We start from the raw sequence: 19,977 nt of genomic DNA on the forward strand, positions 1-19,977 counted from the left end.
CGATATGATTTATGTATTAAAACGTAAAAATTACGATTACTATTAAGGAGGACTCCCTGTTGTTTAAGCGTTCGTATTTTAAACTATTTATACCTGCGGTAATTGCGGTGATGATGGCAGCCTGCGCTTCATCTCCGTCAGCTTCACCCTCTCCATCTGCTGCACCACAAGATAAAAGTGTCACCTTATTGTTCAATGTGCAAAGCCCTTCTATAGATCCTCATGCAGATGTAAATTACACAGCTGTTCGTGCTGGAGTAAGTGAAACACTGATCAAAGTGAACAAGGATCTTAAGCTGGAAGCTTGGCTTGCAGACAAATGGGACAGCAAGGACGGACAGCACTGGACCTTCAACATCCGACCAGGTGTGAACTTCCACAGCGGTAAAGCCGTCAATGCCGCTGCTGTCAAAGCCTCCTTGGAAAGAGCGCTAAAGCTCAATCCATCGGTCAAAAATGCGCTACATATCCGTGATATTCATGCGGATGGACAGATTTTGACCATTACGACAGACAAACCTTTCCCGGAATTTGTGTCCGAGCTGGTTCATCCGAATACCGCTATTATAGACACCACAGCTACAGATGACTTCCCATCAGGGACGGGACCGTTCAAGGTTGCCAGCTTCCGTGCTGGAAGTGAACTGAATTTAGATCGCAATGAACAATATTGGAACGGTGAAGTAAAGTTGAAACATGCTAAATTCATGTTTAACGAAGACGCCAATGCACGTCAGCTTGCTTTTCAAGCCAAAACTGCTGATATTGTGTATCGCCCGCCAATTGAAAGTCTGGAGCTATTGAAAGCTGATTCTACCGTTAAGGTTGACTCGCTTCCTAGTTTGCGAACGCATCAGCTTATTTACAATATGAACAATAACGATCTGAAAAAGACGGCTGTACGTAAAGCATTTGATAACCTGATTAACCGGGATGAGATCGCCCGTGGTATCATGTCTGGTCAGGGAACCCCTGCTCAAGGCCCGTTCTTGCCCAACTTTCCTTTTTCACCGGAATATATTACGAAACAGTTTGATTTGAATGCTGCCCGAGAAGGCTTCAAGCAAGCTGGATATACAGTACAGAACGGAAAAGTTGCGAACCCCGACGGCAAGCCGCTTCATCTTACATTACTAACTTACCAATCGAGAGCGGAGCTTCCACTCATTTCCCAGCTGATTCAGGCTAACGCTAAAGAACTTGGCATTACGATTGATATCCGTCAGGTTGATAACATTGACGAATATCTTGCCGCTCATCAGGATTGGGATTTAGCGACTTATAGTAGCATTACAGCCCCGCGCGGCGATGCAAGCTATTTTCTGAATGCGGCTTACATGCCTGAAGGAGCACTGAATTATGGGCGTGTGCATGTACCGGAACTCACGGGTATGATTTCACAGCTGAACACCACCGTGAATGAGGAAGAACGCAACAAGCTGGCGCTGAAGGCTGTCACGCTGATTGACCAAGAAAATCTGCAATCCTTTCTGGTCCATCCAAACAACGTAGTGGCCTATCGCGATTACGTACATAACTGGGTAACTAGCCAAAGTGAATACTACTTGCTGACCCAGGACCTGGATGTGAACTAGCATGTTTAAATCCATCGCCAAAAAGTTTCTTGAACTGGTTTTGTTCTTTCTTATTCTTTCCTTTGTGAGCTTCTGTCTGCTTAAGCTTGTTCCGGGCGATCCCGTCCGGAGCATTCTCCGAGTCGACGATGTAGCTGTGTCCAATCAGCAAATTATGGATATGCGCAGCCAACTGGGGCTGGATCAACCATTACCTGTGCAATATGGTAAGTGGTTGGTCCAGTTGCTTCAGTTTGATTTTGGACAATCTTATTTAACCCATCGTCCAGTATTCACAGAGTTTATGGAAAAACTGCCTTATACACTGCTACTTACCGGAGGGTCTCTGTTCATTATGCTGCTGATAGCTCTCCCGTTGGGAACGATGGCGGCGCTCTACCGTAACCGCTGGATTGACAGAGCCAGTCGTGTGTTTGCCTTAATTGGCTCCTCGATTCCCAGCTTTTGGCTGGGGCTTTTGTTTATCGAATGGTTTGCAGTTAAATTACGTATTTTGCCGTCTATGGGTGAAGGAACCGCTTTTCATTTGGTACTCCCTTCTCTTACCTTGGGATTGGCAATGGCGGCTGTTTATGTACGAATGATCCGCGCAAGTCTGATTGAAAGCTCGGGGCAAGACTTTATCAAAGCGGCGCAAGCGCGTGGAATCAGCCCCATCCGCATTTTTTTCAGACATATGCTCCGTCACAGTCTTGTTCCACTCATTACGGTATTCAGTGAGAGTATAGGCAGCCTACTGGGAGGCACAGTCGTGATTGAAGTGCTATTCGCCTATCCAGGGCTGGGCAAATGGATTGTGGATGCCATTGCTGCAAGGGATTACCCCATTATTCAGGGCTATACCGTATTTATGGCTGCATTCATTGTATGTATCAATATTTTGGTAGAGCTGTCCTACCGTTGGGTCAATCCTGAAATCGCTTTGAAGGAGAAACGTTTATCATGATAAAATCCGTACATGCGGAAAACAGGCAGCTCACTAGAACGCGATTGTCCAATACATGGATCGTGTCGCTCTCCATCCTGCTCATTCTTGCAGCAATTACAGTCGTTCCGTTTCTTGCTCCGCAAGATCCGTATCGTATCCAGATGGGGAATCGACTACAATCAATCAGCGCTACACACTGGCTGGGAACTGATCATTTGGGCAGAGATGTCCTATCGAGAGTGATAGCTGGACTTCGGACGACTGTCGGAACCAGTTTATTGATTTTGGCCGTTTCGCTGGTTGTCGGGGTCCCTCTCGGTCTGCTGTCAGGATTTATTGGTGGCTGGATGGATCGTGTATTCAAACGGGTGGTCGATGCCTTCATGACATTACCTGACTATATTTTTGCCATTGTACTGAGCGGTTTGCTCGGACCAGGCTTAGTAAATCTTATTTTCGCGGTGACTGCGGTAAAATGGGTTGGTTATGCGCGCCTGGTGCGTAGTACCGTTCTGGCTGAAAAGCAAAAGGATTACATTTCGTTATCCATACTGGCGGGTACCTCCTCCCTGCGGATTGTCATGCGGCATATTCTCCCCCATGCAATTGGGAATGTTCTTGTGCTGGCTACGCTGGATATCGGCAAAATCATTTTAATGATTGCCTCCCTATCTTTTTTGGGCTTAGGTCCACAGCCACCAATTCCTGAATGGGGTACGATGCTGAATGAAGGACGAGCGTATTTTCAAATGGCTCCCCACCTGATGCTTGTTCCAGGGATAGCTGTCGTGCTAACAGTGCTACTGGCGAACGTATTGGGAGACAAACTGCGCGACCGTTATGATGTTAAAACCCGGACAGAGGAGTGAGCTGTACATGCTGACTATTGAAGGCTTAACGATTCGGACAAATGTAAAAACGATTGTAGAGCAACTGAAGCTTGCCGTTCGTCCGGGGGAATGGTGTGCTCTAGCCGGCGAAAGCGGTAGTGGCAAAAGCATGACGGCATTTGCTATCGGCGGCCTTCTCCCCTCTTCTGTTACAGCGGAAGGAATTATTGCGTGGAAGGACAATAATTTGCTGGATTTATCCGCTAAACAACGACGTTCTTTGCTTGGTAGTGAAATATCTTACATTTTTCAAGACTACCACGGGGCTTTCACCCCCTTTCTGCGTGTGGGCAGCCAACTGGACGAGCTGATGCGCGCCCATGGCAAACAAGATCGCAAGGCACGTAAGCAACGCTGTATCGAGGTGCTGAAGCGCGTACAGCTTCCCGCCGAGCGCGTGTACCGCAGCTATCCGTTTCAGCTCAGCGGCGGTCAATTACAACGGGCAGCTATTGCGGCTGCACTACTACTGGAGCCGAAGTTGCTTATTGCTGACGAGCCTACAACTGCGCTGGATACGCTCACAGCTCATCGGGTGCTTCAGCTCATTGACCAAATCCGGACGGAGACGGGTATTTCCGTCTTGTGGATCACTCATGACCTGCGTCATGTACGCAAGTATGCAGATCGAATCGCAGTGATGCGCGAAGGTTCACTGGTTGAAACTGGTGAAACGCAAGCGGTGCTGAACCATCCGGCCCACCCGTATACTCGTCGTCTACTGGCGGCTATTCCGCCCCTGTCTCCGGGCGCTCAAGCACGTTTGCCTTACAACAGCACTGAAGAACAGAACGCATTGGAAAGGAGCGCTTTACATGAATAATCAAGCCGCCTACGCTCAGCAGCAAGACACGTCTAATGCTGCCGTGACCGTCTCCGGTTTGACGAAGGCTTACGCTGGAGGTAAAACGGTGCTGCAAGATGTTGCTCTGTCGATCTCCCCCCGAGAATGTCTGGGTATCGTCGGGGAAAGCGGCAGTGGGAAAAGCACACTCGCTCGCTGTATTTTGACATTGGACCCGTTTGATCAAGGTGAGCTTAGACTGGATGGACAGTCTATTCGAGGGCTAAAGCGGAGCGAATTAAAACGGATTCGCAGCAGGCTGGGTGCAGTATTTCAACATCCATCCGCGGCTTTGAATCCCAGACTAACCATCCTGCAATCCCTGCTGGAGCCACTGGACCAGCTTAAGTACTATGTTCCTTCCTTTATGGCGGGTAAGTCCTCAGAACGTCGGGATACAGCAGAACATTTGCTTGAGATGGTAAAGCTTCCAGCCAGCTATCTGGACAAGTTTCCACATCAGCTCAGCGGTGGGGAAAAGCAGCGTGTAACCATCGCACGTGCCATCAGCACAGAGCCGGATTTTATCGTATTGGACGAGCCAACAGCAAGTCTGGATGTGACCACACAAGCCACCATTTTGAATCTGCTCAAAGATTTGCAGGATGAGCTAGGACTGGCTTATCTGTTTATCTCACATGATCTGGCGGCTGTGCACTTTATGAGTGATCGAATCATGGTCATGAAAGAAGGCAGTGTGCTTGAGCATTTTCCCAAAGAAGCATTATTTCATTCGGATCGCCATCCCTATACACAATCATTACTGGAGGTTTTTTCAACATGTTGCCTTCCCACCGAGCCTATCTTGCTTTAGCTATACCTTTAATTATTTCGACGATTACAACCCCGCTGCTCGGTGCGGTGGATACAGCTGTAATCGGTCATTTAAGCCATTCCGCGTATTTAGGCGGTGTAGCGGTGGGCACTCTTATTTTTAATACTTTATATTGGTTGTTTGGCTTTCTGCGAGTCAGCACATCAGCTTTCACGGCACAAGCCGCAGGGGCACAAAATAACGACCAGGGCATAGCTGCTCTCATGCGCCCACTGGCCATTGCTTTACTCATTGGTGCGGTATTCATTGTGTTGCAAAAGCCAATTCTGCTGGCTTCTCTTCAGCTAATCCATCCGGCGCAGGATGTGGCGGCGCAGGCAGCGATTTATTTTAACATTCGTATTTGGGGAGCCCCTCTAACATTGGTGAACTATGTGCTGCTCGGCTGGCTGATGGGATTGTCCCGTGTGAAGGCTACATTGTTTTTGCAAATTTCAATGAACGTAATCAATATGGTATTAGCTATTGTATTTACACAGATGATGCATTGGAATGTCACGGGTGTGGCAAGCGCTACTCTGATTGCGGAAATTCTTGCATGTGTATTGGGTCTGGCGCTGGTGTTCCGCTCATCGATTTGGAGGGAATGGAAGCAAAGCGGACAGATGAATTGGCGAGGTTGGTTTGGAGCTTCAGAGTTGAAAAATGTCATGGCGACAAACCTTGATCTCATGATTCGCACAGCCTGTCTGCTGACAATGTTTAATCTGTTTACGGCACGCAGTGCGAGCTTTGGAACCGATCAGTTGGCGGCGAACGCTATTTTGTTGCAGATCCATTATATTATGGCTTACTTTTTTGATGGGTTCGCCAACGCCAGTAGCATTATGACGGGTCAGGCTAGGGGTGCCGGGGATCGTAAAATGCTGCAAAGGGTTATTCACTTGTCCTGGTTCTGGACACTGGTGACCAGCGTAGTGACGGGAGGATTGTATTTCGCACTGAAAGAGCCGCTTATCTCGCTATTTACGGATAATGCTACAGTGATTAACCTTACAGGCCCTTATAATGGATGGCTTGTGGTCTTTCCGCTGGCAGCCGGACTGGGACTGGTATTCTACGGTGTGTTTACGGGGATGACGGTAACGTATCCGATCCGTAATTCGATGCTGATCTCATTGCTCTGCTTTTTGATCGCTCTCTTCTGGTGCGTTCCCCATTATGGGAATCACGGACTTTGGCTGTCCTTTATTGTATTTGCCCTAGGACGGTCGCTGTTTCTTGTAATCTATTTACCTCGCTTGCAGAGGATATAGCAGCACCTGATTTACATCGCTCTCAAAACAAAGGATGTCCCATCCACCATGTACGTGGTGTTGGGACATCCTTTTATTATATATTCATACGGCTTTCAGGTTAGAGTTTGCAGATACCTCTACTCGCCTTGAGGAACGGTCAAGCCCAAACCTTCGGCTACACGACGTCCATATTCAGGATCAGCTTTATAAAAATGACCGATCTGACGCAGTTTGATTTCATCACTTTCTACGGGCTTCATCGCATTTACGATGTTTCGGACCAGACGTGCACGCTCTTCTTCACTGAGCAAGCGGTACAGGTCGCCTGGCTGTGTGTAGTGATCATGATGATCGTAGGCTACACTTTGAGCTTCGCCAGACACTTCAAAAGGAGCAATTTTGTGCGCAGGTGATTCTTTGGGTCCACCGAGACTATTAGGCTCGTAATAAACAGATCCTCCGCCATTGCTGTCACTGCGTAATGCACCATCGCGTTGGTAGTTGTGTACTTCTGCATGCGGACGGTTGATCGGCAACGAATTATGATTTGCACCTACACGGTAGCGATGTGCGTCGCCGTAGGCAAACAGGCGTCCTTGCAGCATTTTATCCGGGGATGCTTCAATTCCAGGAACAAATGAACCCGGAGAGAATGTCGCCTGCTCTACCTCAGCAAAGTAGTTCTCAGGATTGCGATTCAGCACCATGCGCCCAACCTCAATCAGCGGATAATCCTTTTGAGACCATACTTTTGTCACATCAAATGGATCAAAGCGGTACGTATCTGCATCTTCTACCGGCATAATCTGCACATGAAGTTTCCATGCAGGAAAATCACCTTTTTTGATGGCATTAAACAAGTCTTCTGTATGATAATCAGGATTTTCACCGGCAATTTTCGCAGCCAAATCCACATCAAGATTTTGCACACCTTGCTCCGTTTTAAAATGATATTTCACCCATACTGCCTGTCCTTCGGCGTTGACCCACTTGAACGTGTGACTACCGAAACCATGCATATGTCTAAGTGTAGCTGGAATACCGCGGTCAGACATAAGGATACTTACCTGATGCAGCGATTCAGGAGATAAGGACCAGAAATCCCAGACCGCATTCGGGTTTTTCAGATGGGTTTGGGGATGACGTTTTTGCGTATGAATAAAGTCAGGAAATTTAATGGCATCCCGAATAAAAAACACAGGTGTATTATTGCCCACGAGATCATAGTTGCCTTCTTCTGTATAAAACTTCACCGCAAAACCACGCGGGTCGCGTACAGTATCGGACGAACCCAGCTCACCCGCCACAGTCGAAAAGCGAATAAACATGGGTGTACGCTTGCCCACCTCAGACAAGAAGCTTGCTTTTGTAAATGCAGACAAATCATTAGTGACTTCAAAATATCCGTGCGCCCCTGCACCTTTTGCATGAACGACACGTTCCGGCACACGCTCCCGGTTAAAATGCGCCAATTTCTCCAGCAGATGCACATCCTGAATTAGTGCGGGACCTCGCGAGCCTGCTGTGATCGAATTTTGATTATCTCCAACAGGAGCGCCCCAGCTTGTAGTCAGGTTCGTTGGTTGGTTACTCATGATTGAAATCACCTCTTGAATGAATTGGTTGACTATGTGCCTTTCACTATAAATTGTACACAAACAAAAATCAATACTTTTTTATAATTATTATAATCTAGGATTTAGAATTAGTTTAAAATCATAAACAAAAAAACAAGCCCCATAAGGCTTGCCGTATATGCAGTACTGTATTTATTTACTAATAGGTATGCTTCAATTTTTACGTTCTATAATGTTTACTTTGATCACTTCTCGAAGTCTTGGCATGGAGGCTTTCAGACAATATTCATGTAGAATTCATCATAAAATCATAAAAGCAGCTGCTTCCTATCAAGAAAATCCAAGATGTCCTGAACCGACTGGATTACCTCCCGACCTTCAGTCGATACGATTAGATCCGGTTCCAGCGGTGCTTCATAGGGAGCATCAATCCCCGTAAAATGATGAATTTCTCCGGCACGTGCTTTCTTGTACATTCCTTTTGGATCGCGTCGCTCACATTCCTCCAGGCTGCACTGTATATAAATCTCATAGCAACCTTCCTGCTGTAAAATGTCCTTTACCATTTCACGATCTTCACGATAAGGGGAAATGGTGGCGCAAATCGTTAGAACACCCGCATGTGCCATTAGCTTTGCAACTTCAGCAATACGGCGGATATTTTCTTTGCGGTCAGCGGGCAGGAAACCTAGATTCCGATTTAAACCGTGCCGAACATTATCCCCATCTAAAATAAACGTGTGTATGCCTTGTGCGTATAACGCTTTTTCAAGTGTGGAGGATACCGTTGATTTCCCCGAACCAGACAGCCCCGTAAACCAAAGCACCGGACTTTTATGTCCATTCAAAAGCTGACGCGCTTGCTTATCAACATCGGACACATGCCAGGTTATATTCGAAGATGGATTCATTCAGCACCTTCCTTTTTCATGAGATATTATAGTAAACAGTTTTTATGCACAGCTCAAGCTTCAGGATAGCGCATTTTTAAAGCTGTTTAAAGTACGCTGCTCTGCTTTATGATCCAACACTGCAAAAACAATCCGGTCAAACAGCAAACCATATCCTTCATCTACAAGTACTTGCTTGAACCAGAGGGCAACCTCTTCCGGCTTATTGCGGAATACTCCGCAACCATAGGCTCCAAGCACAAGATGTTCTACGCCGTTTTGCTTAGCCATTCCAAGAATGTAACGAATCCGCTCCAGCATCACTTCACCAATCCGATTCACCTGCTCTGGTTCCCGTTCTCGCACAACTCCAGCATTTACAGCAGGTGCTGTCAGGAAATCGACTTGATACGGCTTCTCCAACAATGTCCCCTGATCATCCCGAAATACCGGAACTTCAGGCGAATAAATCATATAATCTGAATAAAAACAGCTCCGCAGCTTCCGATTATGTCCATACATCTCTTCCATTTGTGAAATGCAAGGATACAACGCTGACGAACGAGCCAAGCTTTCTTCTTGAGCCTGGCTACCTCCGAGAAATCCACCTCCCGGGTTTTTGGCTGATGCAAAATTCAAACACGCTACGTGGGTCAGCTTCTCCTCTACCTGGAGTCTGTATGCCGCCTGTAACGTGCTTTCTCCCGTAATTTCCAATTTTGCAATGATCGTCTGTTCGTCTATACGGGAAGAAGGCCCCAATATACTTTTTATTCTTTGCTCTGCCTCTTGTTTTACAGCTACCAGCTGAGAAGGTGTATATAACTTCGAGCCTGTGACCGCATTTCCTATCTCTTTTGTCATATTTACTTGAACCAGTTTGATATTCGTATAATTCCCATGTTCCAAAATGGATAGTGTTTCCTGCGCCATATGCGATCGGGCATCCCGGTTGCTCCGGGAATTCATTGTATTTTTCATGATGACTATTCCTCCTTTTGCAATACATCCTCACGTAAATTTGTCAATATTTCTCCTAGCCAGTTCGTGCCACGCCATAGCTTGCGGTTCCGTATACGAGCATCGCTCTCAGCTAAGCCTACACCCCAAATGGTGTCGGTCGGACTAGCCTCAACCAGAGTGGTTCCTTTCGTTTTAAGCAGGTGCTTGAGCAAATTCGGATTTTGTGTAAACTTGGCGTAATTACCGTCATATACAAATTGCCGGCAATTGGCCTCCCACAAGGATTGGTCAAATCCGCGCACACTGCGGCCCCGGGCTTTTTGCTCCCTTGGGGTAGGGGCTTGCATAATTTTCAAGGCCGCCTCTTCATCCCCAAAAAGCTGTGCTTTTTTCAACATCATATATTGCTCGGCACAGTTAAACTCCAATCCATCCACGACAAAATCAGAAGGATACCATTGCGAAAATGGCGAATGACTGCGATAAAAAAATGTAAACTTTTCCATGAAGATTCCTCATTTCATATTCCTTATGCTACATAAAACGCGACCGAGGCTTAAATCGGTATAACTTGGACGGACGATGTCCAGCCGCCTTTCTATACTCATTGGTTTCTTCCACGAGATCAGCTATTTTGCGACGAAAAGCTGCGGCCAACAGCTCCTTACCTAGAATAATTTCATACACCTGCTGAAGCTCACTCAGTGTAAATAGAGCTGGCATCAGGTGAAACGCGATATCTGTGTATTCTATTTTGCTGCGCAGACGCTCTATACCGTACGCAATAATTTTGGCATGATCAAAAGCAATTCCTTGTGACTCCAGCACCTCTCGCTTGATTTCAATGGTTCTTCCCTTAAGAATTTCAGTTATTTTTACTTTGGCTGATAGATGGATGTCCCCATGCTTCAATGTGATGTCAATGTCTTGTTCCCATGTGTAACCTTCCGGCTGATTCGTCCGCGTCTCCTGAGCTACGCTGTAATCCAGCTCAAACCATTGGGCATCAGCGGCATCATCCCCCGCCTGTACCTCCAAGGAATCGTGGTCCACCAATGCCATGTAAGCGCAGCTAATTACCCGCATACGAGGATCACGTGCCACATCTCCCCAAGTATATAGCTGCTCCATATAAATCTGATCCACATTCGTTTCCGTTTTAAGCTCGCGTCGTGCAGCCTCTTCCAGACTTTCATCTATACCTACAAAACCACCCGGCAACGCCCATTGCCCTATATAGGGATGCTCCCCTCTTTGGATCAAAAGAAGCTGGAGGGTCTTCTCCGGTAGCTTCCGGTAATTTTGTTGGAGCTGATCCATTACCGTAAATAGCAGCATATCTACCGTTACGGATGGGCGCTCATATTCCTTCGCATCATAAGCGGCCAAGAACTCCTCTTCCGTCAAGCCACTGTGATTATATTTCGATCCATCTGTCACTTGCGTCACCTACCTGTTCATATATGGGTCATTCGTCGCTTTTGATTCAAAAGTGACGAATGCTTTATGTAATTTTTAATTTGAATAAATTGATAAAAACAAAATGTTAATATCAATACAATAATATATAAAAAGCGCTTCGTCAATAGGGTGTATAGACCTATTTTCAATCGTTTGATAGTACTATTAGACTGTTTACTGAATTTTACTTGTTGCTTATTGTCATATCATGTATGATGTTTTGGTCAATATAGGAAATACAACATACTAAACACGTAGGGAGAAGATCTAATTGACTAACCAGTTTAACCCGCAAAACAATCAGCAAGGAGCACCCTCCAGGCCAGCCCCTGTTTACCCGCCTCCTGTATCATTCAAGGAGTGGATGATCAGTTTACTTTTGATGGCTATACCGGTAGTTGGACTTATTATGCTGTTTGTGTGGGCATTTAGCGGCTCGACTAATCCGAGCAAAGCTAACTATGCTAAAGCAGGCCTTCTTTGGGCCGCTATTGTAATCGTGATCTATATCATTATGGCTGTTGCTCTGTTGCCTGCTATCATAAGTTCATTGAATTCAAGCAGCTACTATTGATTCCAAGTACATAGCAAAATAACCTTCTGATGAATCAACCTGATACATCAGAAGGTCTTTAAACTAAACTGCCGATCCCGTCGGCAGTTTTTATTTGATCACTTTTTGCTTTACTCCTTTATTCTCACAGCATAACGATTCATCATTCCCGGCATCCCCTGAAAATCAAGTTTGCCATGGGCGATCAAATATTGAATCCGGTATTCCAAAAAAGTATCGCTTCTTGGCTGCGACCACTGCGTTAAAGCTTGACCTATTATTTTTCCGGTGTTCACAAATCCCAGATTATCCGCTAACTGTATCTTGCTAATCATATCCAGCAAGGCCTGATCCAAATAATCCTCCGGCACATGGACAATACGGTCATTGTCCCATAATCTCAGGACACTATCTTGCTCGCTAAGCTCCAACCACTCCCGTTCGTATCGACGTCGGTCTTCCATACACACCACATAAAGTTCATCTTCACTTCGCTTAATGAACCGTTCGATTTCTTTCGAATGCACCACGCCCATGGATAAAGGGAATGGACTCTCATTATATAAATGATCATCCGGCTCCCGCTCCAAGGTATCCGTGACATTAATGACCCGAATAGGTGTAGCTCTTTTGCGCAAGAGATATAATACAAAGCGTAATCCGACCTGCTCGTCAGCATTAGAGCCACACCAAATCGTGATCGACTTCTCATCTGGAATTTCACTTAGGGTAACCATCATCTGTTCAATACGGTGCTCCCAATTGGCGTAATGGAAAAACTCATAATGCATCATCCGTTCAGCCAACCAGCCGTGACGGTTTTCTTGTCCTTCTAATGTTTCCAGCCTCCACAATGGTCCTATGGAAAACTGATCATTAAAAGACAGCACGATACTCTCAAGCCGCAATCCTGCACCTGAAAGTCCTCCCTTCATCGAGCCTGCGGCAGACTGAGAAAACAATAGATGCACATGCCTCTCCCGGGTGCGCTCATGCTCCAGACGCTCATTTCGGCTCGTTTCCACATCATTTGCCCACTGCTCTAATATAGGATTAGCCCATTCAGGATTTTTGTCTGATAAGGCTGCAACCTGCTCCAGTACACTATGTACAAAACCTCTAAGTCTTCGACCCTTAATAACCTCATCGTAGTCTTCATCAAAATTCGGTTCATTATGAGATAACAACAAGTCACTGCCTCCTTTTATCTAATTCAATTCAAACTTGTCTTTCGACCAGAAATATCTTTAGAATAGGCGTATAGCTATCACTTCTTACTCTACAATAAAATACCACAGATTGCTTACTCGACTGGAGGAAAAGAAATGACATCGGAGTGGCAGAGATTACAGACCAAACTGCCGGAATGGGTAGAACAAAGCCGTCATGAGTATATTCATGGCAAGGTAGCAGCATATATTCCCGAACTGTCCAAAGCACCAGCCGACGCGCTGGGTGTTGTTGTAATGAACGGTGCGGGTGAAACCGTAGTGGCCGGGGATACGGAAATCCAATTTACGATGCAAAGCATCTCAAAGGTATTTACGCTCATTCTGGCCTTGATGGATAATGGAGAGGACGTTGTCTTCTCTAAGGTGGGTATGGAGCCTACCGGAGACCGTTTTAATTCCATGCTAAAGCTAGAACTAGTTGAGCCGGGCATTCCGTTTAACCCACTGATTAACGCCGGAGCAATCGCAGTCTCCTCTCTGATTCGCGGGAACAGCCCAGAAGAGAAGTTTGCCCGTGTTCTCCAATTTTTCCGTCTGCTTACCCACAATGACACATTGGAATATGATCAGGATGTCTACGATTCAGAATCTGCCACAGGCCATTTGAACCGTTCCCTTGCTTATTTTCTAATGGAAAAAGGAATTTTAAGAGGTCATGTGGAGGATGTGCTTGAAGTTTATTTCAGACATTGTGCTGTCAAATTGAACTGTACAGATTTAGCACGTATGGGACTTGTACTAGCTTACAACGGCCGTGATCCGGTGACGGGTATACCGCTGATTCCCCGCCGCTATGTACAGATCGCCAAAACATTTATGACGACATGCGGCATGTATGACGCTTCAGGGGAATTCGCCATTCAAGTCGGACTACCTGCCAAAAGCGGCGTATCAGGCAGTATTATGACGATGGTACCCGGACGATATGGCATTGGACTGGTTGGACCTTCTCTGAACCGTATGGGCAACAGTACAGCTGGTGTACACTTGCTGGAGAAGATGTCTCGGGATTTGGACTGGAGCTTGTTCTAAGTATACGAAAAAAGGGTATTCCCAGCCTTTACGGCTTAATAGGAATACCCTTTTTTGTTACGTGCCTTCTTTGTTACGAGATTTGACCGTTAATCAGTTTAATTTGAATGCGGAACGGATCAGCTACATACTTGGCGCCATCGCGTTCTTGCATTCCATAGCCTGCTGCCTCTAAACGAGCTACAATGGCATCCAATTCATTCTGATCCGGTACGATCAATTCAAAATAATCCAATCCTGCAGCGTGCTCAGGAGCTGGTGGTGCTCCTTCACCTGCCCATATATTCAAGCCCATATGGTGGTGGTAACCACCTGCGGAAACGAACAAGGCTGAAGAGCCATACCGGCACGTAATGTCAAAGCCAAGCACATCGCAATAAAATTGCTGTGCTTTGAGCAAATTAGACACATGGAAGTGGACGTGCCCGATTACCGTTCCCTGCGGTAGTCCCTGCCAAGGTAGATTTTCGGAAATCGCAACCAAGTCTTCTGCATCCACGGGATCTGTTCCCATCATGTAAAATCCATTTGCATCCTTTTTCCACTGATCACGGGGACGATCTGCATAGATTTCGATTCCGTTATTATCAGGGTCATGGATATATAGAGCTTCACTTACATCATGGTCTCCCTGTCCGATTTCAATCTCATGAGCCAGCAGATTACGTAAAGACAGGCCCAGAGCTACACGGTTTGGGAGAAGAATAGCAAAGTGATATAACCCGGCAGCAGATTGACGCGGCAGAATAACTGCATTTTCAATATAGTTAAGGATCAGTAGCGCATGCTTCCCATCGACAGTCAATTCAGCGGTATCCGCCGTTTGACGCAGCAACTGAAAACCAACGACCTCTGTATAAAATTGAATAGAACGCTCCAAGTTACTAACCTTTAATGAAACCTGCCCGATTTTGGTGTTGTCATGAATATGTGCTGTCATGAGATTTCCCTCTTTCTATATGGATTGGAGGACTAAAGCTAATCAAAAATTATTGTTTGGTTGACTCACGACGGCTGAACAAAGAATCCAGAGACAATCGAGTCGTTGGAGCAAATACCAGATGAAGAGCTACCAGAATAAAAGCAATATCCAGCTCATAGCCAGCGCCTTGACCATTCCCCATCAACCCGCCGGACAATTTTGCTGTAAAAATGGCGCCGATCAAAACAATAACCAAAAGCCCAGATACATAGCGAGTGAGCAATCCAAGAATCAATGCAATCCCACCGACCAACTCAATCACCGCAACGACATAACCTAAAAATCCTGGAACGCCAATGCTGGAAAACCAGCCTGCTACATTACCCAACCCCATTTGGAATTTAGCAATTCCATGTGCCAAAAACAAAATTCCCAGCGCCATCCGCATAATTGTAGAAATGTTTTTGCTTGCTGAACTCATGTTTATCTCTCCATTCTGTTTGTTTATTACACTCATACAAGTGCATATGAATAATTAATTTATATTACTAATAATTTGGTTAAAAAAATAATACTGTCTGAATCTCTGCCGCACCACATTAGTGTGAATCAAACTCGAATTATTAGTAATAGAAATAATTATTTTGTAGTGTGAATTTATCATAAGAAACTGTAGTCTGTCAACAAATTATTTGGTATGATAAATAATAAATTAGTATACATTATATTCCCTTAAAGGAGGAACGCTCTATGGGTATAGGATGCAACATACGCGCCGCTCGTAAACGTAAAAATTTATCCATCCAGCAAATATGTGAACGAACCGGACTATCGCAAGGGTTTATGAGTCAAGTAGAAAATAATAAAACCTCCCCTTCCATCGCAACATTGGACAGTATCGCAAATGCGCTTAAGGTTCCCCTTGCTTTTCTGCTTCTTAAAGAAGAGGAACGGATGCAAGTGATTCGTAAGGACGAGCGTCGTAAAACGTTATATGGTAAAAACAACCTCCAGGTCGATCATTTGGGGGGGCAAGGAAACGTTAAAATGATGCTGGTGGACATGCCGCCAGGCTCATCTACAGAAGAGGAGCATGCTCATGCGGGGGATGAGATTCATTTTATCTTGGAGGGCACGGTATACGTGGAGCAAGGCGAGGATTCAGCTACTTTGGAAGCAGGAGATTCCTTTAGCTGGAGGGCAGCTATCCCCCATTATGCCAAAAACGTGGGTGAAAACAACGCCCGTATCCTGATTTCCGTATTTCTCGAAGCAGAAAATGACGCCTAATAGATACTTAAGCAAGCACGAAGCAACAAAAGTACAAATTCCATCAAAAAAAAGCGCGTACCGGGAAGTCAACTTTACTTCAACGATACGCGCTTTTTAAATTTTCCTTACTATTGCTGCTCTTAACTTATTCCATCGCCTGCTGGGGCATCTGTACGCGATTCCCACGGCAGCTTGAAGGTTTTCATAATTTGTTTGGTATTAGCCGGGAGTCCAGTTACGGGATCACCCGTAGTACCCAGCAGTTCATCTTTATTTAGCGTAGTAATACGCCCATAGAAAGTAGTACTGCTGTCTCCCCATCCTGTAGTAAACTTGTAGATCAGCGGCTTATTTAGCTTCGGATAAGTTCCCCACTGATTTTTGGCTTTATTCACCATAAAACGCTCCAGCGGATCGTATTCCATTGTAAATGTTTTATCAAAGGGAGCACCCACATACCCTTGATAGGTGACAACTGGAAAACCGTCCTTCACTTCAACCAAGCTCAGCACATCCCCGTTCACCGTAAAATACCGTAATGCTTCACCTTGAGGGAACATATAGACACTCGACAGGAGCTCAGTATTGGGAAAATGCGCTTCGATATAAGGATGGACAGAACGTCTGCCTAAACGAATTAACGCATCACGCGCTGTCGCCAGATCTCCCTCGTATATTTCTTCTTTTAATTTACCATGAATCTCTGGCTGGTCATCAGTCTCCGTTCACTTAATGAACTTGTTCATTCCTGATCTATCTCTTTTTGGCTGCGTCAATGTCTCCAGGATTCAGACCTTCCCATATGTTCGGGATACTAACAGTCTCTGGATGCTCAAATACGAGAAACGCAGTCGGCAAATACCGCTCTCCGTATTCAGAAGAAGGCTTGTTCACAATGGCATTATCCTTGACTAGCACCGTTGAAGAACCTCCATCCAGATTAGCACCGATAACCGCTCCGTGTTTAAGCAAAATATTTTGCATATCATACAAGTTGGCACCAATACTGTACCCAGGCTGACGACCGTCGATGGTCACGAATATAATGGCCCCGTCTGCTCTTTGCCCCATTGCGGTACGAGGAGCAATTCCCCACCCCTCGCTTGCATTGCGAATCAGACCTTTCCCATTCACGATTAGGCGTGGTTGAAAAGTAACCGCTTCTTGCACATTCATTTTGGACAACTCGGACAACGAATAGTGACCGGCTATCATTTTTCCCTGTTTATCAATACCTACGATTTGAACAGAGGCATTTTTACCCATATCATTGTAGTATATCTCACCCTGGGAAATGACAACGCCAATCGGTTTAAAACCATTCCCATTCCAGTTGGGATCGGCAAAGCCACCGCCATTTACGCCAGCAACAGCCCCTAAACGCTCGACCATACTAGATACCCTTTCTCCTCGGCCGACCTTGGAAGGAACCCCGAGCCGGATTTTAGTGGGGTCATGCACCGTCATAACATAGCCATGATAGTTACGGCCCGATACCTCTTCCACTTCAACCAGCGGCGTTTGTTGTACTTTGGTCGGTATCAGATCAGGTAGATTGATTGTATGTCTGTCCTTCTCTTCACCCATCGCTTCAAAACGGGCCGAATATTCAGCCACACGTTTTTTTGCCTCTGCTTCACCGATAAAGTACTTCGCCCAGTGACGATGTTGGGTTGTGATCAGCGTATCGGCAGCCAAATAGCGCATGTCCTTGCCAGATGACGTTAGGAACAACCACGCACCACCCCCTATTCCTGCTAACAGGAATACAATAAAAAGTCGCAGTATAAAGCGACCGAATTTTCCTTTTCGTTTCTTTTTTCTATTTTTCTGCCTGCGAGCTGCTGCACGCTGTGGCAAGACTTCCGGTTTCATTTATCATCTCTCCTGTTATTGGTGACTTCTATCTTATTCATCACTATTGCCCATCAAATGATCCGTAACGATAGGCAGCGACATCTAACGACAATATCATAAACTAATTTTGTAGAATGATAGTGTCAATTTTTTAACAGATTCATCCACTCTGAAAAAAATACAGGAAAAAGTCCTCCACATGAATGTGAAGGACTGTAATTAAGAGTACCCTACGCTTTTTACGGAGCAGCCTCTGGTTCGAGTAGCATGAACAGTTCTTTCATCTGCTGACGCTTGAGTTTGGGACTAAGCACATACAATGTATCGCCAGGTTCAATCACCGTCGTGCCTCTCGGGGCAATAATTTGCTCGTTCCGAATTATGGCTGTGAATAAAATATCTTCAGGCAACTGTATATCCTGAATCGCTTTGCCCGCTATCGACATCCCCTTTTGTACCTGAATGTGGTTGATTTCCGAAGTGGTTTTCCCCAGAGAAACTAATTCCAGCAATGAAGGAGACGATGTTTCGTTAGGGTCCATCAAGCCAAGCTTCACCGCTAGCCACGAAATAGTTGTACCTTGAATGATCGCAGAGGTGAGCACGACGAAAAATACAACATTAAAAAACAAGGGTCCTACATCCATCTCATCCAGTAAAGGATAGGTTGCTAGTACAATAGGTACCGCCCCCCGCAGTCCTGCCCAGGATAACAGTGTCTTCTCGCGCACAGAGTACCTGGAAAAAAGCAAGCTTAGGAACACGCCTATTGGACGAGCCACGAGCATGAGGATGAAGGAGAGCGCCAAGCTTTGCCACGCAATGCCCAGCAATTGATCAGGAAAGACCAATAGGCCGAGCAGGACAAACATCATAATCTGCACCATCCAGGCGAAACCATTGTTAAAATGAATAATGGATCGCTTGTAGGTCAAGTCGGAATTTCCCAAGACAATGGCCATGACATAAACCGCCAGCAATCCGCTTGCCTCCAGTAACGATGCCGCCGCATACGTCAAGACTGCAAATGCCAGCGCCATTACAGGATACAAACCGGATGAATCAAAATTCATTTTATTAATCGCATATACACCTATACGTCCAAGTACAAAACCAACGACTAAACCAAAACCCATTTCCCATAAAAACAACAAGATATGTATCCAAATGGATTGCTCAGGGTGATGTATCAGCTCAATCAATGTTACCGTGAGAAATACAGCCATCGGGTCATTACTGCCGGATTCCGCTTCGAGCGTCGAGGTAATTCGTTTTTTGATGTTTTTACCTCCTAGAACGGAAAACACGGCTGCCGCATCCGTCGATCCGACAATAGCGCCAAACAGCATGGATTCCATCCAGCTTACGCCTAAAATAAACTTGGCGCATACGCCAATGACTACGGTCGTAATGATGACCCCAAACGTTGATAATGATAACGCAGGTCGAATAACTGGCTTAACGTCTGCAAACTTTGTCTGCATCCCGCCTTCAAACAAGATTACAATGAGCGCGAGAATGCCCACCAGCTGTGTGATAAAGGCATTATCAAAATAAATAAACTGACTAAGCACCATACCTACGGCAATAAACAAAACAAGCGCAGGCATACCGAAACGGCTGGAAAATTTGGTAGTCAGCACACCGACCAGCAGCAAGCTGGAAAGCAAAAGCACAATCAAATTTATAAGGGTTGTCTGTTCCATACGCTTCTCCTATCTTGAAAATGGATGTTCAATTTTTCGCCTTCTATCTATATACCCTCAAATCACACAGAATACTAATCTTAAGTAAAAAAATATATGAGAAAACAAAAAATCCAGCTCATGGTCTGTGCTAAATCGCACTCGATGAGCTGGTTTGTATATTTTTTATAAGGCTTAAGCAG

Annotated in this window: 20 protein-coding genes; 9 read left to right on the top strand and 11 right to left on the bottom strand. The window is 45.6% G+C overall.

Going from position 1 to position 19,977, the window contains the following annotated elements; translation table 11 throughout:
* Positions 1-59 precede the first annotated feature (59 nt).
* From nikA to BM358_RS11440, 6 genes are read left to right on the top strand one after another with little or no spacing between them, the layout of a single operon-like run.
* Positions 60-1,595, top strand: a complete 1,536-nt coding sequence (gene nikA, locus BM358_RS11415; RefSeq protein WP_028541632.1) for a nickel ABC transporter substrate-binding protein — start codon at positions 60-62, stop codon at positions 1,593-1,595.
* Between the two features lies 1 nt (position 1,596).
* On the top strand, positions 1,597-2,541 hold the full coding sequence (gene nikB / locus BM358_RS11420; RefSeq protein WP_023988849.1) for a nickel ABC transporter permease: 945 nt from the start codon (positions 1,597-1,599) through the stop codon (positions 2,539-2,541).
* Complete coding sequence (gene nikC, locus BM358_RS11425; RefSeq protein ID WP_023988850.1) at positions 2,538-3,392, top strand: nickel transporter permease; 855 nt, start codon at positions 2,538-2,540, stop codon at positions 3,390-3,392. Before nikB ends, nikC begins: the two co-directional genes overlap by 4 nt.
* A 7-nt stretch (positions 3,393-3,399) precedes the next feature.
* A complete protein-coding gene (locus BM358_RS11430; RefSeq protein ID WP_028541633.1) occupies positions 3,400-4,236 on the top strand; it encodes an ABC transporter ATP-binding protein in 837 nt (278 codons plus the stop codon).
* Positions 4,229-5,071 (top strand): ABC transporter ATP-binding protein, encoded by an 843-nt coding sequence (locus BM358_RS11435; RefSeq protein WP_028541634.1) that lies wholly within the window; start codon positions 4,229-4,231, stop codon positions 5,069-5,071. The genes BM358_RS11430 and BM358_RS11435 overlap by 8 nt, the downstream gene beginning before the upstream one ends.
* Positions 5,038-6,348, top strand: coding sequence for an MATE family efflux transporter (locus BM358_RS11440; protein WP_023988853.1), 1,311 nt, complete (start codon positions 5,038-5,040; stop codon positions 6,346-6,348). The genes BM358_RS11435 and BM358_RS11440 overlap by 34 nt, the downstream gene beginning before the upstream one ends.
* A gap of 119 nt (positions 6,349-6,467) precedes the next feature.
* On the opposite strand, the gene katA is transcribed toward BM358_RS11440, so the two are convergent.
* The 5 genes from katA to BM358_RS11465 all read right to left on the bottom strand — a co-directional run bounded on the left by katA (position 6,468) and on the right by BM358_RS11465 (position 11,200).
* Positions 6,468-7,925 carry a catalase KatA gene (katA, locus tag BM358_RS11445; protein ID WP_028541635.1) on the bottom strand — a complete coding sequence of 486 codons (1,458 nt, stop codon included), beginning with the start codon at positions 7,923-7,925 and terminating at the stop codon, positions 6,468-6,470.
* A 290-nt stretch (positions 7,926-8,215) separates the two neighbouring features.
* Positions 8,216-8,818, bottom strand: coding sequence for an adenylyl-sulfate kinase (gene cysC / locus BM358_RS11450; protein WP_028541636.1), 603 nt, complete (start codon positions 8,816-8,818; stop codon positions 8,216-8,218).
* A 60-nt stretch (positions 8,819-8,878) separates the two neighbouring features.
* Positions 8,879-9,778, bottom strand: coding sequence for a TIGR02452 family protein (locus BM358_RS11455; protein ID WP_028541637.1), 900 nt, complete (start codon positions 9,776-9,778; stop codon positions 8,879-8,881).
* Between the two features lie 5 nt (positions 9,779-9,783).
* On the bottom strand, positions 9,784-10,266 hold the full coding sequence (locus BM358_RS11460) for an NADAR family protein (protein ID WP_023988856.1): 483 nt from the start codon (positions 10,264-10,266) through the stop codon (positions 9,784-9,786).
* A 28-nt stretch (positions 10,267-10,294) separates the two neighbouring features.
* Positions 10,295-11,200: an NUDIX hydrolase gene (locus BM358_RS11465; protein WP_028541638.1), complete on the bottom strand. Its 906-nt coding sequence runs from the start codon at positions 11,198-11,200 to the stop codon at positions 10,295-10,297.
* Between the two features lie 292 nt (positions 11,201-11,492).
* Here BM358_RS11465 and BM358_RS11470 point away from each other — a divergent pair, with 292 nt between their 5' ends.
* Positions 11,493-11,795, top strand: a complete 303-nt coding sequence (locus BM358_RS11470; protein WP_023988858.1) for a hypothetical protein — start codon at positions 11,493-11,495, stop codon at positions 11,793-11,795.
* Between the two features lie 110 nt (positions 11,796-11,905).
* Here BM358_RS11470 and BM358_RS11475 read toward each other — a convergent pair whose 3' ends face one another.
* Complete coding sequence (locus tag BM358_RS11475) at positions 11,906-12,964, bottom strand: DUF1835 domain-containing protein (protein ID WP_028541639.1); 1,059 nt, start codon at positions 12,962-12,964, stop codon at positions 11,906-11,908.
* Between the two features lie 135 nt (positions 12,965-13,099).
* On the opposite strand from BM358_RS11475, the gene glsA reads away from it, so the two are divergent.
* A complete protein-coding gene (gene glsA / locus BM358_RS11480) occupies positions 13,100-14,038 on the top strand; it encodes a glutaminase A (protein ID WP_028541640.1) in 939 nt (312 codons plus the stop codon).
* A gap of 73 nt (positions 14,039-14,111) precedes the next feature.
* Here glsA and BM358_RS11485 read toward each other — a convergent pair whose 3' ends face one another.
* Both BM358_RS11485 and BM358_RS11490 read right to left on the bottom strand, forming a co-directional pair.
* Positions 14,112-14,978 (bottom strand): VOC family protein, encoded by an 867-nt coding sequence (locus tag BM358_RS11485; protein WP_028541641.1) that lies wholly within the window; start codon positions 14,976-14,978, stop codon positions 14,112-14,114.
* Positions 14,979-15,027: 49 nt separating this feature from the next.
* Positions 15,028-15,441, bottom strand: coding sequence for a DoxX family protein (locus tag BM358_RS11490; protein WP_028541642.1), 414 nt, complete (start codon positions 15,439-15,441; stop codon positions 15,028-15,030).
* 269 nt (positions 15,442-15,710) lie between these two features.
* Between BM358_RS11490 and BM358_RS11495 the strand changes: the two genes are divergently transcribed.
* Entirely contained in the window at positions 15,711-16,250 is a 540-nt protein-coding gene (locus tag BM358_RS11495; RefSeq protein ID WP_023988862.1) for a helix-turn-helix domain-containing protein, read from the top strand.
* Positions 16,251-16,372: 122 nt separating this feature from the next.
* Here the strand turns inward: BM358_RS11495 and BM358_RS11500 are convergent, their stop codons facing one another.
* From BM358_RS11500 to BM358_RS11510, 3 genes are all read right to left on the bottom strand, one after another.
* Positions 16,373-16,792: a hypothetical protein gene (locus tag BM358_RS11500; protein ID WP_231517192.1), complete on the bottom strand. Its 420-nt coding sequence runs from the start codon at positions 16,790-16,792 to the stop codon at positions 16,373-16,375.
* Between the two features lie 193 nt (positions 16,793-16,985).
* Positions 16,986-18,107, bottom strand: a complete 1,122-nt coding sequence (locus BM358_RS11505; RefSeq protein WP_023988872.1) for a phosphodiester glycosidase family protein — start codon at positions 18,105-18,107, stop codon at positions 16,986-16,988.
* 221 nt (positions 18,108-18,328) lie between these two features.
* Complete coding sequence (locus tag BM358_RS11510) at positions 18,329-19,795, bottom strand: potassium/proton antiporter (RefSeq protein ID WP_028541643.1); 1,467 nt, start codon at positions 19,793-19,795, stop codon at positions 18,329-18,331.
* Positions 19,796-19,977: the final 182 nt, after the last annotated feature.

It is taken from the genome of Paenibacillus sp. cl130, from assembly GCF_900116035.1.
Lineage (GTDB): Bacteria > Bacillota > Bacilli > Paenibacillales > Paenibacillaceae > Paenibacillus > Paenibacillus polymyxa_B.